We start from the raw sequence: 16,837 nt of genomic DNA on the forward strand, positions 1-16,837 counted from the left end.
GTTTGGTGGCGCCTCCCCCCGCTCGGGGGTAGGGTTCGGCGCCGCCCGGCCCCCCCCGCCCCCCCCCCCCCGCCCCGGGGGGGGGGGGGGCCCCCCCCCCCCCCCCCCCGGCTGCGTTTGAACCGGACCGTGGCCGAGGGGCCTTATGACGTCGTACTGGTCGACGAGGCCGGGGCCGCGCTGCTGCCTGAACTGATCGTTGCGGTCGCCAAGGCCAAGGAGACCGTCGTCCTGTTCGGCGATTTCTGCCAGCTCGGCCCGGTCATGCCCAAGCGTGTGCCGAAGCAGCCGGAGTTGGCTCGGTGGATCCGCGCGGACTGCTTTGGGTTGGTGGGCATCCGCACGCCCTCCGACGCGCTGGCGCACCCCGGCTGTGCGGCGCTGCTCACCACGCACCGGTTCGGACCTGACACCACCGATCTGGTCAACCGGATCGCCTACGGCGGCACGCTCAGGTCGGCCCGCCCGGTACGGGACCGTGCCCTCGACCCGGAGATCGTCCTGGTCACCACCGACGGCCTCGGCGACGGAGGCGACGGAATCGCTTCCGCAAGGCAGGTGCCGGGCGAAAAGGGCCGCTGGTGGGTGGCCGGCAGTCTGCTGGCGACCGCACTGGCCGAGCGCCACCACAACGAGGGTGAGAGCGTCGGCATCGTCACGCCGTACAAGCTCCAGGCCCAGGTGACGCACGACTGGCTCCACGACCAGGGCCGTCTCTTCCGTAGCCCCGCAGTGGAGGTGGGCACGGCGCACCGATTCCAGGGCCGGGAGTTCGACGTGGTCATCCTGGACCTGGTAGAGGACGGTGTCCTTCCAGGATGGACCGCTGCCGGTGACTTCAAGGATGCGCGCGACTACCGCAGAGACGGAGCCAGGCTCTTCAACGTGGGTGCGACGCGGGCCCGCCAGCGTGTCTACGTGCTCGCAGCCTGGTCCGCCCTGGCCAGAGCGGACCACGGGACGGTACTGGCCCAGTTGCGGGACATGGCAAAGGCGAAGCCCGTGCCACTGGTGGGCGGCGTCCGTTCCGGGCAACTCCTCGGTCTGCCCGCCACCGACTCGCCGGGGCTGAACCCGTTGCAGCAGGAGATCTGGCAAGCATTCGAGGGCCACGTCCGGTACACGGCCATCCACGACGAGGACACCTACTTCCCCGACGCCCTCGATGCCATCGATCAGGCCCGCCACAGCATCTGGCTCTGGTCCCCCTGGTACACCAAGCGCATGTGGGAGGTTCTTCCGCGGCTTCATGACGCGCGCCGCCGTGGCGTGCGGATCCACCTCTTTGTCACCAACGAGAGCGACAGCCTGCTGCAGGGCCAGCTGGCGAAACCGGCCACCGCGGCCGATGCCGCCCGCCGGCTGCCCGAACTCAAGGCGGTTGCGGACACCGTGGTGGAGATCAAGGACATGCACCAGAAGATCCTGGTGATCGACGAACAACTCTGCTTCCTCGGCAGCCTCAACACCTTGTCCCATGCGCCTGGCGGTCAGGGACGGCGGGAGATCATGGTCCCGTTCCGCGGGCGCCGATTCGCCCGCCATATCCTTGAGCACGAGAACGCAGAGCTTCTGCTCCATCCGCCTGTCTGCCCCGACCACGGAGGCCAGGCCGAACTGCGCAAGTACACGATCCCGGCCAAGCAGCGCCCCGCAAGGTCCCGGCACACGACCAACCACCCGGCCCAGCGCTACTTCGTCTGGGCCTGTCCGACACGCACTGCCGTGGCCGAACCCGACGGCACGCCCAGCACCGTCGGTTGCGACAGACGGAAGGCTCTGCGTCCTGACGAAGCCCGTTACTTGGGGGACAAACCGCCGCTGTAGCGAATCGGCCGGTTCCACGCGGTGGAACAGCTCACCGAGCGGGAGACCACTGTCCGACGGCCCCCCGATACGCATGGCCTGATCGGATCGCGGGGACGCGGTTCCGGCGGCAGCGGAGATCGAGGACCGGCACGGGTGCCGCTCGCAATGGTGGCCGAGCCGTTCTCGCCGCCCGCGCAGTCAGTCCGGTGTGACTGACAGAGAGGTGAGGACCGCGACGGTTTTCCCGGGCTGCTCATGGGGCTGAAGTCTATCCGGCCGCAGCGACGGCGCCGCCGGTGCGTCGATCGGCTGGTCGTGAGCCAGGGGTGTGCTGAGCGTCAGGTGCCCTTGGCCTGTCGAGTCCGCAGTGCCGGGGCCGCTGCTCCGTACGGTGTCCCCTCACTGCGGCCGTGTTGTCCACGGCCCGAGGGCTCTTCACGAGGAGCCGTGCGAGCCGCCTTCTCCACTTCCACGGCCGTGGCGACCGTGCGTGCGACGGTGTCCGGTGGCTCGTGTTCCCAGAAGCGCATGACCGTCCAACCCTTGGATATCAGCTGGGCGTTCGTCTCCAGATCCCGTGCGATGTTGCGGTCGAGCTTCTGCCGCCACCACTCCTCGTTCGCCTTGGGGCTCGTGGCGTGCTCCGGGCAACCGTGCCAGAAGCAGCCGTCGACGAGAACGGCCAACCTGGCTCTCGTGAACGCGATGTCGATCTTGCGTCGGCGCATGCCGGGCACGGGAAAATGGGTGCGATAGCGGTAACCCGAGGCATGGAGGATCTTTCGTACGGCTAGCTCGGCCGCTGTGTCACGGCTGGTCTGGCGACTCATTCGGGCCGAGACCTCAGGGCTGGAGGGCAGTACAGCTGGCATACCTCCATTGTCTCGTTCTCATGGCGTGCATCGGCACCGTGTGCCCGTCTGCCGGGGCACTGCTGGCGTCACTGCACGATGCTGTCACGGTTACCCGAGGCCGGTTCTCCGGCGTGGCCGTCGGCTGTGTCCCTGGGCTGTGTCCCACGATCACCGAGATGCTCCACCCCACCGCCGCCAGCACGATCGCGAAGCAGAGCGCCGCGACGGTTCAGCCCAGCGGGCCAGCGCCGGCCCCGCCGCCGGGGTGTGGGGCGGGGGCTGAGGGCGCGCGGGCCAGCGCCGGTCAGGGTGCCGACGACGACGATCTTCCACCATTCGGGATTCCTGCGCCGAGGCCGGTTGGCCGGTTGGAGTTGGTTCGCCGGTGGGCTGCGGTGACGGGCAGACCCGGCAGGGCGAGACTGGTGTGCGGCGGCTCTGGCGTATGGGTGGGCGGCCTGGAGTGCTTGCTTGTCCTCGCCGATGAGTTGGACTGCTGCTATGCAATGCGGTCGGCTGGGAGACCCAGCCGACCGCAGACGCGGACTACTCGCGCCCTGATCAACCACGTGATGCAGCGGTTCCTCGGGTTGGCTCGCCAAACGGCAGTCAGGGCGACGCAAAGGCAACGGCTACTCATCGTCACGTCGCTGTGGGCTGCGCAGTGGCGGTTCAGGCCGCTGAGGGGGTTTGCGTCGAGATCGAACTCAGTGCACTCCCATTTCACATCGCGAGCCCCAGGGTTTTCGGAGCGAGTCGGTCGCCTTGCGTTTCCGCAGGTCAGCGAGGTGATGACCCGCGGAAACAACGAGAGATCGAACTGCGTTTCTGCAGGTCGGAGGAGCTTCTACAGGTCGTAGTTCTGATCGAACATGCCTCTGACCTGCGCAAATGATGGTCGCATGGAAGATCATTTCACAACCAGTGCACACGCGGGGGCTTCAGCGGATGAGATGAGTCGGGAAGTGCGGAGCAGTGACGAGGGATCGCGTTGGCTGGTCGCTGCAGGGCGCTACGCAGTGCTACCGAACTTCGAACCGGCTCGTATGCGCCGCGTCGTCCAGTGCCTCTGTGTTGAGGGTAAACGCCGGAATGCCGACCTCCCGAGGGTATCGACCGGGGAGGTCGGCATTGGCGTTCTTGCCGCGCCGTGCAGTGCCCAGCACTGCTTTTGCCGCGGCGACCAGCGGCTCTGCTCGGTCCTACTCGGTCCGCAGCGCGGTGGCGGTCCGCGACCGGGCCGCCCAGCCGGCCGGCAGCAGTGCCCCGAGCAGGGCGATCACGATCCCGCCGGCCAGCAGGGGGATGAGCAGCCCGGCGGTGTAGGTGTGGGTCACGCTCGGCGGCAGGTGCCGGCCGATCGCGTTCCCCATCGGGTTCAGCGTCGTCTTCTCCACCGCGACCCCGAGCGGGACCCCGATCAGCCCGGCGATCAGGCCGGTGAGTGTCACCGAGGTCAGGACCATCGCGATGGTCTGCTTGGGTGTCATCCCGAGGGCCTTGAGGATCCCCAGATCATGGACCCGCTCCCGGGTGTCCTGCACCACCATGCTCAGCACCCCGAGCGCGGCGACCGCGGTCATCATCAGCGTGAGCGTGGCCACCAGGGCGCTCATGGTGAGCATCACGATGTTCTTGCCCGAGCTCGAGTTCGACTGGACCGAGGCGTTCAGCGGGGTCAGCGCGGCGGCGGCCGAGGTGGACCAGTCCGATCCGTTGACGTTGTCGGTCAGCTCGACGTTGAACTGGTCGATGTGCGGGGGCAGACCGGCGGCGGTGAAGGTGGCTGCGTCCGTCATGACGGTGTAGTCGCCCTGGTTGGTGTCGAAGTTGATGCCGACGACCTTCAGCGGCAGTTGTTTGTTCTGCTGCGTCACGGTGACGTCGTCACCGACGTGGATCCCCGCCGTCGTGGCCAGCTTGTCGCCGACCACGGCCTCGCCGGGCGCCGAGTACCAGCGGCCGGACACCAGCTCCAGGTGCGTCCAGGAGAAGTCGCCGGTGACCGTGAACACCTTCGGCGGTTCGCCGCCGGGCGGAGCGCCGACCATGGCCGCGCCGCTTTCGCCCCAGCCGAACGCGGCCTTCGTGCCCGGGATTCCGGCGAGCGCGGCGGCCACCTCGGCGGCGTCCAGGTGCGGGGTGCGCGGGTCGTTGGGGCCGTAGAGACCCCAGGGCACGCCCACGTCGGCTGTGGGTATCACGATCTCCGACGCGACGTTGAAGCCTGAGGTGCTGGCGTCCAGGTACTTGTTGAACCCGGTCCCCAGCCCCACCGCGAACGTGGCACTCACCACGCCGAACAGCACCGCCGCACCGACCAGTACGGCCCGGGCCGGCCGGGCGAACGGCTGGGCCAGCCCCAGCGACATGGCCCGGGGCAGCGGCAGCCGCGAGGCCAGACGCTGCGCCGCCTGACCGCCCCCGGCCTTGGGGGCGCGGCCGACCACCAGGGCCCGCACCGTCGACATCCGGCCGGCTCGCAGTGCCGGGATCAAAGCTGTGACGCCGACGATCAGCAGGGTGCCCAGCGACACCACGGCGCTGACCCACGACGGAATCGTGGTACGGGCCGCGCCGAGCTGCTTGGTGGCCCCGTCCAGGATCGGCACAGCCAGGAGGTTGCCGAAAACCGTGCCGAGCACCACGCCGAGTGTCGCCGGGATCATGGCCTGCGCGGTGTAGGCGCGGGCCACCTGCGAAGGGGTGAAGCCCAACGACTTCAGAATCCCGATGCGCCGGATTCCCGAGGCCACAGCCCCGCTGACCACGATCGAGATGATCAGCACCGACATGAACAGCCCGAGGATCCCGAAGCCGATCAGGAACGGCACGTAGGCCTTGGCGTTGCCGGTCGCCTGCTGCTCCGTGGTCAGGTACGACTGTCCGCCCTCGACCGCGCCGGCCGGCGCGGCGGCGGCCACCGCCTGCTTGTCGGTGGCGATGTCGGTGGCGGTCCCGGCCTCGGCGAACCGGTAGAGCATCTGCTCGTCGGACTTGGCACCGGCGGCGGTGAGCCGCGCGAAACCGTCGGCGGTGGCGAAGGCGGTCGCGCTGTCGGTCACCGAGCCGCCGAAGCCGACGACCTTGAACGACGGCTTGCCCGGCAGGGAGGAGAACACCACTGAACTGCCGAAGCAGTCGGTGGCGTAGTGCTGCCACGGCAGGGCGATCTCGTCCGGGCTCGTCGGCCAGCGCCCCTGGGTCAGCGCCAGTTGGTCCATCCCGGAGGTGCTGCCCAGGTCGGGCCGGGTGGTGACGGTGATCGGATGGTTGTCAGTACCGGCGAAATCGTTCTTGGGGCAGTCCGTGCCGATGGTTGTGTCCAGGGCGGCGGCGACCGGGTACGGCCCGGCCGCCTCGGTGACGCCGGCGGCGTGCGCGGTGGCGGCGGCCTGCGCGGCCGTGACCTTCGAACCGTCGAACTGGACCGCCAGGTGCGCCCCGTTCCGGGCACTGAAAGCGTGCTCGAACGGGGCCTGCACGACAGTCAGCAGACCGAGGGAGAGTACTGAGGACGTCACCGCGGCGAACGTGGTCAGGGCCATGACGATGGACTGGACCCGACGGCGGCCCACGCCGGAACGTACGACCTTGCCCAGGGCGCTCACCGGACCGCTCCCGCCGAGCTGTTGACGGTGGCGCCGCCGGCGGTGTTGACCACGTCCCGCTCGACCGCGCCGTCCACCAACTCGATCGTGCGGCGCGCGGTGCTCGCGGCCAACTGCACGTCGTGGGTGACCAGCAGGATGGTCTGGCCATCGCTGTTCAGCTCCAGCAGCAGCTGGCGCACGTCCTCGGCCGAGCTCGAGTCCAGGGCGCCGGTCGGCTCATCGGCCAGCAGCAGCGCCGGCTCGTTCATCAGGGCCCTGGCCACCGCCACCCGCTGCCGTTGCCCGCCGGACAGCCGCTGCGGATAGGCATTGACATGCCGGTCGATGTCCAGCGAGCCGAGCAGCTCGACGGCCCGCCGCTGCGCTTCGCGCTTGCCCATCCCGGCCAGCTGCGCCGGAACCATGACGTTGTCCAATACGGTCAGGTCGTCCAGCAGGTTGAAGAACTGGAAGATCATGCCGATGGAGGCCCGGCGGTACTTCGCCGAACCGGCCTCGCCGAGCTGGTCGACGCGGGTGCCGTCGACGGTCACGGTGCCACTGGAAGGCTTGTCCAGACCCGCGATCAGGTTCAGCAGCGTGGACTTGCCACTGCCGGAATGGCCGAGGATCGCCACGCACTCACCAGCCGCCACGGACAAGGTGACGCCGGCCAGTGCGGGCGGGCCGTCGTCGTACTTCTTCGTCGCGTCGCGGAGATCGATCATCGGTGCATTCGTCATGACCATGAACCTAGGAACGGACCACGATCCACCGCGTCGGCCGGCGGATGTCACCTCTTCCCAGGTCATCGGCCCGGGGGCGTATCCGGCGTACATCCCCGGGGCGACGCGCAGAGCCGATGCCACTGAATACGATCTCCGTATGGAACAGCTTCTCCAGCGTCTCTCGACATCGAAGCGCGTGACCTGGCTGACGTCACAGGCCGTGGTACTGGCCACTGCCTGCTTGTACGCGCTGATGCTCCCCTTGACGATGCCGACCCCTGAGAACGGCCTGTTCCGGTTCCCCGACCTCGAGCCCGCCCAGATGATCGGTCTGTACATCGTGCTCGCCCTGCCGGTTCTGCTGGTGCGCCGCCTGCCGGCGGCGGTCTTCGCGGCGGTCCTGGGCGAAACAGTCCTCGGCGACGCCTTCGGCGCGCGGCCCTCGATCGTGTTCGTCCTGCTCGTCGGCTTGGGCGGGTACCTCGCCGTCCGGCGGCCGAAGGCTGCCGCCGTCGGCTCCGTCGCGGGCGTCGCGGCCGCGCTCGTCAACGACATCCACACCCGCGAGCAGTCCGTCAGCGACGCGGTCCAGTGGGCCGGGGGGTTCGCGTTGTGGTTCGCGGTCGCGTGGGTCTTCGGGGGCGTGTATCGCAAACGCCGTGAATACCTCGAAGCCCTGCAGGAGCAGACCGCGGCCCGCGTCGTCTTGGCCGAGCGGCTGCGGATCGCCCGCGAGCTGCACGACAGCGTCGCGCACAGCATCGGGATCATCACGGTGCTGTCGGGAGCGGCGGCGCGGGTCGTGGAGACCAAGCCCGAGCAGACGCGGCAGGCGCTGACCGGCATCGAGACCACCAGCCGGGAGACGCTGCTGGAGCTGCAGCGCATGCTCGGGGCGCTCCGCCGCGCCGAGCCGGATGACGCCATGCCGCAGGCCGCTCCGCTGGCGCCGGCCAGCAGCCTGGCCGACGTCCCGCAGCTCGCCGAACGCACGGCCGGCGCCGGGGTGCGGGTCCATGTGACCTGGCGGGGCGAGCGGCGTCCACTGCCGCCGGAGATCGAACTGTCGGCGTTCCGGATCGTCCAGGAGTCGGTGACGAACGTGGTGCGGCATTCCGGTGCGCGGACGTGCCGGGTCGCGGTCGGTTACGAGCCGGAAGGGGTGACGATCGAGGTGGTGGACGACGGGGACGACGGTCTCGGCGGGCCGGGCCGTCCGAGGTTCACGGCGGGGGCCGGCGGCAGCGGCTTCGGCCTGCTCGGCATGCGCGAGCGGGTGACGTTGCTGTCCGGCCAGTTCAGCGCGGGCCGGCGTTCGGAGGGCGGATTCCGGGTGGCTGCGAGGCTCCCGGCATGAGCGTGCGGGTGCTGCTGGTCGACGACCAGCCGCTGATGCTGGTCGGGCTCGGGATCCTGATCGGCGACACCGACGACCTGGAGGTGGTCGGCCAGGCCGGCGACGGCCGCGAGGCGGTGCGCCTGGTGCGTGAACTGCGGCCGGACGTCGTGGTGATGGACATCCGGATGCCGGATATGGACGGGATCGAGGCGACCCGGCAGGCGACCGCCGAACCGGACCCGCCCAAGGTCTTGGTGCTGACGACCTTCGACGACGACGAGTACGTCTACGGCGCACTGCGCGCCGGGGCCAGCGGATTCCTGCTCAAGAGCATGGCCCTGGACGCGATCCTGGGAGCGATCCGTGTGGTGGCCGCGGGCGACGCGCTGATCGCACCGAGCGTGACCCGACGGCTGATCGCGGATTTCGCCGGGACGTCCCGCCCCGCGGCCCCCGAACCGGACGCCGAGCCCGCTGCGGACCCACGTCTCCTCGCGGGGATCACCGACCGGGAGCGCGAGGTGCTGGCACTGGTCGGACAGGGACTGTCGAACACTGAGATAGCCGAGCGGCTGGTGATCAGCGCGGCGACCGCGAAGACGCATGTCGCGCGCCTGTTCGCCAAGCTCGAAGCCCGGGACCGCGTCCACCTGGCGATCGTCGCCTTCGAAGCCGGACTCATGCCGCGTAGACGGTCCGGACTCATGCCGCGTAGACGGTAGGGACAGGATCAGAAGAACGAGGCGGCGCTGCCCGAGCCGCCGGCACTACACAGAACTCCTGCGGAGATCGAACCCAGTGCACTCTCATTCCACATCGCGAGCCCCAGGGGTGTCGCAGCCGACCCCTCTCCAGGCGTTTCCGCAGGTCAGAACCTCGTCTGACCTGCGGAAACGATGAGAGGTCGAACTGCGTTTCCGCAGGTCGGAGGAGCTTCTACAGGTCGTAGTACAGCTCGAACTCGTGGGGGTGGGGGCGGAGGGCGATGGGGGCGATCTCGTTGGTGCGCTTGAAGTCGATCCAGGTCTCGATCAGGTCCGGGGTGAAGACGTTGCCGGCGAGCAGGTACTCGTGGTCGGCTTCCAGGGCGTCGAGGACGGCCGGGAGGGAGGCGGGCACCTGCGGGACGTTGGCGTGCTCCTCGGGGGCGAGCTCGTAGAGGTCCTTGTCGACCGGCTCCAGCGGCTCGATCTTGTTGCGGATGCCGTCGAGGCCGGCCATCAGCATGGCGGCGAAGGCCAGGTACGGGTTGGAGGAGGGGTCGGGCGCGCGGAATTCGATGCGCTTGGCCTTGGCGTTGGAGCCGGTGATCGGGATGCGGATCGCGGCGGAGCGGTTGCGCTGGGAGTAGACGAGGTTGACCGGCGCCTCGAAGCCCGGGACCAGGCGGTGGTAGGAGTTCACCGACGGGTTGGTGAAGGCCAGCAGCGAGGGGGCGTGCCGGAGCAGGCCGCCGATGTAGTAGCGGGCGGTGTCGGAGAGGCCGGCGTAGCCCTGCTCGTCGTAGAAGAGCGGCGAGCCCTCGGTCCACAGCGACTGGTGGACGTGCATGCCCGAGCCGTTGTCGCCGAAGATCGGCTTGGGCATGAAGGTGGCCGTCTTGCCGTTGCGCCAGGCGACGTTCTTGATGATGTACTTGAACAGCATCAGGTCGTCGGCGGCGTGCAGCAGGGTGTTGAACTTGTAGTTGATCTCGGCCTGGCCGGCCGTGCCGACCTCGTGGTGCTGGCGCTCGACTTCGAGGCCGGACTTGGCCAGTTCGAGCGACATCTCGGCCCGCAGGTCGGCGAAGTGGTCCACCGGCGGGGTGGGGAAGTAGCCGCCCTTGTACTTGACCTTGTAGCCGCGGACGTCGCCCTCGGCGGCGCCGGAGTTCCAGGCGCCGGCCTCCGAGTCGATGTGGTAGAAGGACGCGTTGGCGCTGGTCTCGAAGCGGACCGAGTCGAAGACGTAGAACTCGGCCTCGGGCCCGAAGAACGCGGTGTCGGCGATGCCGGAGGAGGCGAGGTAGGCCTCGGCCTTCTTGGCGACGTTGCGCGGGTCGCGGCTGTAGGCCTCGCCGGTGACCGGGTCCTGGATGAAGAAGTTGATGTTGAGGTGCTTCTCGACCCGGAAGGGGTCGAGCCGAGCCGTGGCGAGGTCCGGGACCAGGGCCATGTCGGACTCGTGGATGGCCTGGAAGCCGCGGATCGACGAGCCGTCGAACATCAGGATCTCGGACGGGTCGAAGGTCGCCGCAGGTACGGAGAAGTGCTGCATGACGCCAGGCAGATCGCAGAAGCGGACATCGACGAACTTCACGTCGTTGTCCTGAATGAACTGCTTCACTTCGGCGGCGTTGTTGAACATCCATCCTCCTCGGCGTGCGAATGGGGCTCACCCTAGGAACGGGCCGTTTCCGGCCGGTGACCCGGTCGTTTCATAAATGTTAACCACGCCCGCCGATCGGGTGGCAAAGATGTACGGGACGGGGCAAAACGCACCGCCGTCAGGCTCGGCTCTCCACAAGTGGTCTGGACCACTTGGAAAGCTCCGGCGGCACGATTCACCCGCCCGTGGCGTTCGGGGGAGCCGGTGGCGGCGCGGACGGGTCGCCCGGTTAGTGTGGATTCGTGGACACCAGAGAAGCGTTGGGATCGTGGATCGACGGCCCGAAGGCGGCCGCCGAGAAGATGGGAGCCGACTTCGGCTTCCGCGGCGAGCGCCTCGGCCTGCCCAAGGGGGGCCCCGGCTCGATCGCGGGCCCGGGCCGCCGGATCGGCGCCCTGTTCGTGGACGGCTGGCTGGTCGCCCTGATCGCCTACGGGCTGATCGGCAAGGGCAGCCCGGCCGAGGCGAACCTGTGGACCAGCCCGCTCTACTTCCTGGTCGCGGCGGTGCTGCTCGCCACCACCGGGACGACCGTCGGCAAGCGGCTGTTCGGCCTCCGGGTGATCCGTCTGGACGGCGGCCGCGCGACCATCCCGCAGGTGCTGCTGCGCACCCTGCTGCTCTGCCTGGTGGTGCCGCCGCTGGTCTGGGACCGCGACACCCGCGGTCTGCACGACAAGGCGGTCGGCACCGTCGAGGTCCGGATCTAGTTCGGATCTGTCGAGGTCCGGAACCCAGTCCGGAACCCAGCCTGGATCCAGGGCCGGACGGCCTTGCCGCACAACACTGAACGGCCCCGCTGCGGGATCTCCGCGGCGGGGCCGTTCAGTGTTGTGGTCGGGGGAGCGTCAGCGGGCCTGGCCGCCCTTGGGCATCCGGGCACCCTTGGGCATCGGGCCCTTGGGGATCGGCGCCTTGGAGAGCAGGTCGCCCAGGGCGCGCAGACGGTCGTTGGTCTCGGTGACCTGGGACGCGGTGATGGCGCGGGGCAGTCGCATCAGGTGGATCTGCAGCTTCTTGAGCGGGATCTCGCCCTCGCCGGTACCCACCACGATGTCGTGCACCGGCACGTCGCCGACGACCCGGGCCATCTTCTTCTTCTCGGAGGCCAGCAGCTGGCGCACCCGGTTCGGGTTGCCTTCGCCGATCAGCGCGATTCCGGCCCGGCCCACCGCGCGGTAGACCGCGTCCTGGTTGCGGGTGACCGCGACCGGGGTGGAGTTGGAGCTCCAGCCGCGTCGGATGTTGTTCAGCACCGCCGCAACGGCGCCCGGCTGCCCCTCCATCTGTCCGAACGCCGCGCGTTCGGCCCGGCGCCCGAAGACGATCGCCATGGCCAGGAAGGCCACGATGAAGCCCAGGATGCCCAGGTAGATCGGGTGGTCGATTGCGAAGCCGATGGCGAGGAACACGCCGAAGGTCAGCAGGCCGACGCCGGCGATGATCAGGCCGATCTTGGTGTCGACCTTCTTGGTCATGGTGTAAGCCAGGCGGATCTGCTTCAGTCGCCCGGGGTTCTCGGATGTTTCCCTCGCCATAACGCTCATGGTACGTGGCACGGGTACGGGATATCCAAGCCCGGTACCCGTTCGCCTCTATCCGTGACTCGTGTGCCCTGTGCCGTCGCACACAGCGACCGTCGGCGACGGTGAACGGCCTCCGGAGCGGTCGCGTCGAGAGCCGAGTCGAGAGCCGAGTCGAGAACGTCACCGTCGTGGCGGTGATGTCGTCGCCGCCCGCGCGTCGTGTCGGCGGTCCGCCGCGTACCGGCGGTTCTCGCAGACTGCCGCCCAGGCGTTGCGCCGGGCCTGCTGCTGGCCGCCCGCCAGCAGGACGCTCTCGGCGAGCCGCAGCGCGACCCCCACCGACCGGATGCGCATCCGCATGCCGAACAGCTCCCCTCGTGGCTGAGAAGAATCGAACGATCGCAACGAGTCCATCGTCACCATCCCGTGTTACCAGGCGGTGACCAGGCAGTCAAAGTGCGGTGAAACCGAAAGGGCGGAGCCGAGGCTCCGCCCTTCGCTCGCGCACCGGATGGCTCAAAAGCACCGGATCAGCAGGATCATCAGAATCTGCCGGCTCAATCAGCCCGGCCGACCCAGCCGACCCAGCCGACTCGGCCGGATCAGACCGCGGCCTGCGCGCGCCGCTCCAGCGCCTGCCGGTACAGCCGCCCGGCCCGGTAGGAGGAGCGCACCAGCGGGCCCGACATGACCCCGGCGAAGCCCAGCTCCTCGGCCTCCTGCTGGAGCTCGACGAACTCGTGCGGCTTGACCCAGCGCTCCACCGGGTGGTGGCGCAGCGAGGGGCGCAGGTACTGGGTGATGGTGATCAGCTCGCAGCCGGCGCCGACCAGGTCGGCCAGCGCCTGGCTGACCTCCTCGCGGGTCTCGCCCATGCCGAGGATCAGGTTGGACTTGGTCACCAGCCCGGCCGCGCGGGCCTGGGTGATGACGTCGAGCGAGCGCTCGTAGCGGAAGGCCGGGCGGATCCGCTTGAAGATCCGCGGCACCGTCTCGACGTTGTGCGCGAGCACCTCGGGGCGGGAGGAGAAGACCTCGGCCAGCTGCTCGGGCACCGCGTTGAAGTCGGGGATCAGCAGCTCGACGCCGGTGCGGCCGCTCTCGCGGTCGGCGGTCAGCGCGTGCACCTGGCGCACGGTCTCGGCGTACAGCCAGGCGCCGCCGTCCGGCAGGTCGTCGCGGGCGACGCCGGTGATGGTGGCGTAGTTGAGGTCCATCGTGACGATGGACTCGGCGACCCGGCGCGGCTCGTCCCGGTCGAACTCGGCGGGCTTGCCGGTGTCGATCTGGCAGAAGTCGCAGCGGCGGGTGCACTGGTCGCCGCCGATGAGGAAGGTCGCCTCGCGGTCCTCCCAGCACTCGAAGATGTTGGGGCAGCCGGCTTCCTGGCAGACGGTGTGCAGCCCCTCCTTCTTCACCAGCGACTGGAGGGCGTTGTACTCCGGCCCCATCTTCGCGCGGGTCTTGATCCACTCGGGCTTCCGCTCGATGGGGGTCTCGCTGTTGCGGACCTCCAGGCGGAGCAGCTTCCTGCCGTCGGGCGCGACAGCGGACACGTGCGACTCCTAGAACTAGACGGGGTACCCCCAGGGTACGCCTGTGGTTGTAAGGCCTTCGCGCGGCCTGTTGCCCCGCAATCGCAGGGCAACAGCGCTACTGGCCGGTAGATTCCCGGGGGGCAATCCGGAGTGGGGCCCGGGGAAGAGCCCGGGCGAGGACCCGGGCCCGGGTCAGCGGGTGAGCGCGGGTTCGGGCAGCTCGGCGAACACGTCCGCCAGGTGCCGCTCGACCACCGGCAGCGCCTCGCCGACGGTGAAGTCGCGTCCCAGCTCGCCGGCGAGCGAGGCGACGCCGGCGTCCCGGATGCCGCACGGCACGATCCGGTCGAACCAGGTCATGTCGGGGTCGCAGTTGAGCGCGAAGCCGTGCATGGTGACCCCGCGGGCGACCCGGACGCCGATCGCGGCGAGCTTGCGGTCGTCGCCGCGCTGGCCGGCGTTGGACGGCGCGTACTCGGGGCCGGCCAGCCGCGGGTCGATGCCCAGCGGCAGGCCCATCCGCAGGGTCAGCTTGCCGATGTCCACCACCTGCGCCGGGTCCACCACGGCGTCCGGGATGGAGTCGCCCAGCACCCAGACGCCGCTGCGGCCCTCGACCCGGGTGGTGCCGACGCCGAACCCGGCGCAGGCGCGGATCAGCGCCTCCTCCAGCCGGCGGACGTAGGCGACCACGTCGATCGGGTCGGGCAGCTTGACGATGGGGTAGCCGACCAGCTGGCCGGGGCCGTGCCAGGTGATCTCCCCGCCGCGGTTGACCTCGACCACCGGGGTGCCGTCGAGCGGCAGGTCGGCGGGGTTGGTGCGCTTGCCCATCGTGTAGACGGGCTGGTGCTCCAGCAGCAGCACGGTGTCGGGGATCTCGTCCGCGACCCGCAGCGCGTGCAGGCGCTGCTGCTCCTCCCAGGCCTCCTGGTAGGCGATGGCGCCCTCGCCTGTCCCCATTCGAACGAAACGCACGTTCTCGCTCACCGCTGCCGCTCCTTGCCAGGCGTTCGAGACCAACCTCGCCACTGTACGCCCACGCCCGTGCGGGCGGTTCAGCCGCCCGTACGGGCCGTTCAGGAGGCCGAACCGGACCGTTCGGGCGGCCCGGAAGGACCGCGCCCGCAAGGACCCGTTCAGCCCCCCGCCAGCAGTTGCAGCCGCAGCGCCAGCTGGAGTTCGAGCGAGCGCTCGGGGTGGTTCCAGTCCGGGCCGAGCAGCGCCTCGACCCGGTCCAGCCGCTGGACGACGGTGTTCACGTGGACGTGCAGTTCGTCCTTGGCGCGGGTGAGGCTGCCGCCGCAGTCGAAGTAGGCGCGCAGGGTGCGGACAAGTTCGGTGCCGCGGCGGGTGTCGTAGGTGAGCAGCGGGCCGAGCGCCGAGCCGACGAAGCCGTCCACGTCGTGCCCGTCGCCGAGCAGCACCCCGAGGAAGCCCAGCGCGCGGGCCGAGGCGCCCTCCCCGGCGCGGCCGAGCACCCGCAGCGCCCGGACGCAGCGCAGGCCCTCGGCGTACGAGGCGGCCAGCGCGGGCGGGCCGGCGGCCGGGCGGCCGGCGCCCACGGTGACGGGGAACCCGGCCAGCCGGGCCAGCCGCTCGGCGGCCTGCCGTGCGGCCTCCTCCGGGTCGCCGGCCTCCGGCACCAGCAGCACCACCGCCTCGCCGTGCTCGGCGCTGACGCCCCGGGAGCCGAACAGGTACCGCCGGGCGGCGCCGGCCAGCCGGCCGCGGTCGGGGACGGGGGGTCCGGCGGGTTCGGCCGGTTCGGCGACCAGGACCAGGTGCGGGCGGGCGAGGTCGACGCCGAGCCGGCGGCCGCGCGCGGTGAGCCCGGCCGGATCGCGGTCGGGGGCGGTGAGCAGGTCGGTGAGCAGTTCGCCGCGGACCCTGTTCTCGGTCTCGGCCACCGAGCGGCGCAGCAGCAGGAGCAGCGCGGTCACCACGCTGGCCCGCTCGAACAGCCGCCGGTCGGCGTCGTCGAGGCCGGGGCGTCCGCGCAGCACCAGGGTGCCGAGCGCGTCGTGCCCGGCCAGCACCGCGCATACCCACAGCTCGCCGTGCCGGACGGACCGCCCCTCGGCCCGGGACGCGGCGACCGCCTCCGCCAGTTCGCCGGCGGGTGCGGACCGCCCGGCCAGCGGCTCGCCCTCGGCGTCGAGGACGGCTATCTCGCCGCCCAGCAGGGTCGCGACGGCGGCGGCGACGTCCGGCACCTCGGCGCCGCGCAGCACCAGGTCGGTGAGCCGGTCGTGCGCCTGCTCGGCGCGCTGGACGGCGGCCGAGTGGGCGCGGACCAGTTCGTTGGCGCTGTTCAGTTCGGCGAGCGCGGCCCGGGTGTCGGCCAGCGACTTGGCGGTGTCCAGGGCGATCGCGGCGTGCGCGGCCAGCGTGCACAGCAGCGCCACCTCGTCGGGGGAGAAGGCGCGGGGCGAGCGGTCGGCGGCGAACAGCACCCCGATGACCTCGCCGCCGAGCAGCAGCGGCACCCCGATGATCGCCACCAGGCCCTCGTCGAGCACGCCCGCGTCGATCGTGCCGGTGTGGTGGAACCGTTCGTCGGTGCGGTAGTCGGGGGTGGCGTACGGGCGGGCGGTCTGCGCGACCAGGCCGCCCAGGCCGTGCCCGAGGCTGAGCCGCAGGGTCTGGAACAGGACGGAGACCGAGCCGTCGGTGACCCGCATGTAGGTGTCGCCCGCGGCCTCGTCCGGCAGGGTCAGGTACGCGGTGTCGGTGCCGAGCAGCATCCGGGCGCGGCGGACGATCGCCTGGAGCACGGTGTCCAGTTCCCGGGAGGCGGCGAGGTCCCCGGCGGTGTCGAAAAGGGCGGTCAACTCAGCCTCCCGGCGCCGGTGTTGACGCAGCGTGCGGTGCACCCGCAGGGCCTGCCAGGTGGCGTCGTCGATCTCGGCGAGGACGGCGGCCGGCGCCCCGCGGCGGCGGGCGTCGGCCAGCACGTCGGCGAAGTCCTCGGTGGCGGCGCCGGAGGCGAGCAGGTCGAGCAGCCGCCGCAGCGCGGGCGCGGCGCTTTCGTGAGGGTGGTTCATGGTGCGTGCCGCCAATCGGCGTCGGGTCCGGCG

13 protein-coding genes are annotated in these 16,837 nt (G+C 70.3%); 4 read left to right on the forward strand and 9 right to left on the reverse strand.

Going from position 1 to position 16,837, the window contains the following annotated elements:
- Positions 1 to 129 precede the first annotated feature (129 nt).
- Entirely contained in the window at positions 130 to 1,827 is a 1,698-nt protein-coding gene (locus ACFWPI_RS20110; RefSeq protein WP_380374651.1) for an AAA domain-containing protein, read from the forward strand.
- A gap of 320 nt (positions 1,828 to 2,147) precedes the next feature.
- Here the strand turns inward: ACFWPI_RS20110 and ACFWPI_RS20115 are convergent, their stop codons facing one another.
- The 3 genes from ACFWPI_RS20115 to ACFWPI_RS20125 form a co-directional block, all read right to left on the reverse strand.
- Entirely contained in the window at positions 2,148 to 2,681 is a 534-nt protein-coding gene (locus tag ACFWPI_RS20115; protein WP_380374653.1) for a very short patch repair endonuclease, read from the reverse strand.
- Between the two features lie 1,184 nt (positions 2,682 to 3,865).
- Positions 3,866 to 6,211: an ABC transporter permease gene (locus tag ACFWPI_RS20120; protein WP_380424950.1), complete on the reverse strand. Its 2,346-nt coding sequence runs from the start codon at positions 6,209 to 6,211 to the stop codon at positions 3,866 to 3,868.
- Positions 6,212 to 6,270: 59 nt separating this feature from the next.
- Positions 6,271 to 6,999, reverse strand: coding sequence for an ABC transporter ATP-binding protein (locus ACFWPI_RS20125; protein WP_363372124.1), 729 nt, complete (start codon positions 6,997 to 6,999; stop codon positions 6,271 to 6,273).
- 142 nt (positions 7,000 to 7,141) lie between these two features.
- On the opposite strand from ACFWPI_RS20125, the gene ACFWPI_RS20130 reads away from it, so the two are divergent.
- Complete coding sequence (locus tag ACFWPI_RS20130; RefSeq protein ID WP_380374657.1) at positions 7,142 to 8,341, forward strand: sensor histidine kinase; 1,200 nt, start codon at positions 7,142 to 7,144, stop codon at positions 8,339 to 8,341.
- Entirely contained in the window at positions 8,338 to 9,045 is a 708-nt protein-coding gene (locus ACFWPI_RS20135; RefSeq protein ID WP_380336598.1) for a response regulator, read from the forward strand. Before ACFWPI_RS20130 ends, ACFWPI_RS20135 begins: the two co-directional genes overlap by 4 nt.
- A 214-nt stretch (positions 9,046 to 9,259) precedes the next feature.
- Here the strand turns inward: ACFWPI_RS20135 and glnA are convergent, their stop codons facing one another.
- Positions 9,260 to 10,672, reverse strand: coding sequence for a type I glutamate--ammonia ligase (gene glnA / locus ACFWPI_RS20140; protein ID WP_063347323.1), 1,413 nt, complete (start codon positions 10,670 to 10,672; stop codon positions 9,260 to 9,262).
- Positions 10,673 to 10,935: 263 nt separating this feature from the next.
- On the opposite strand from glnA, the gene ACFWPI_RS20145 reads away from it, so the two are divergent.
- Positions 10,936 to 11,403, forward strand: a complete 468-nt coding sequence (locus tag ACFWPI_RS20145; protein ID WP_380374658.1) for an RDD family protein — start codon at positions 10,936 to 10,938, stop codon at positions 11,401 to 11,403.
- Between the two features lie 138 nt (positions 11,404 to 11,541).
- On the opposite strand, the gene ACFWPI_RS20150 is transcribed toward ACFWPI_RS20145, so the two are convergent.
- The 5 genes from ACFWPI_RS20150 to ACFWPI_RS20170 all read right to left on the reverse strand — a co-directional run bounded on the left by ACFWPI_RS20150 (position 11,542) and on the right by ACFWPI_RS20170 (position 16,804).
- A complete protein-coding gene (locus ACFWPI_RS20150) occupies positions 11,542 to 12,231 on the reverse strand; it encodes a DUF4191 domain-containing protein (protein ID WP_063347321.1) in 690 nt (229 codons plus the stop codon).
- A gap of 168 nt (positions 12,232 to 12,399) precedes the next feature.
- Complete coding sequence (locus tag ACFWPI_RS20155; protein ID WP_063351061.1) at positions 12,400 to 12,579, reverse strand: hypothetical protein; 180 nt, start codon at positions 12,577 to 12,579, stop codon at positions 12,400 to 12,402.
- A gap of 242 nt (positions 12,580 to 12,821) precedes the next feature.
- A complete protein-coding gene (gene lipA / locus ACFWPI_RS20160) occupies positions 12,822 to 13,775 on the reverse strand; it encodes a lipoyl synthase (RefSeq protein WP_063347320.1) in 954 nt (317 codons plus the stop codon).
- 174 nt (positions 13,776 to 13,949) lie between these two features.
- Positions 13,950 to 14,720 carry a lipoyl(octanoyl) transferase LipB gene (gene lipB, locus ACFWPI_RS20165; RefSeq protein WP_063347319.1) on the reverse strand — a complete coding sequence of 257 codons (771 nt, stop codon included), beginning with the start codon at positions 14,718 to 14,720 and terminating at the stop codon, positions 13,950 to 13,952.
- 176 nt (positions 14,721 to 14,896) lie between these two features.
- On the reverse strand, positions 14,897 to 16,804 hold the full coding sequence (locus ACFWPI_RS20170) for a helix-turn-helix domain-containing protein (RefSeq protein ID WP_380374659.1): 1,908 nt from the start codon (positions 16,802 to 16,804) through the stop codon (positions 14,897 to 14,899).
- Positions 16,805 to 16,837 lie beyond the last annotated feature (33 nt).

The organism is Kitasatospora sp. NPDC058492 (assembly GCF_042720685.1).
Classification (GTDB): Bacteria; Actinomycetota; Actinomycetes; order Streptomycetales; family Streptomycetaceae; genus Kitasatospora.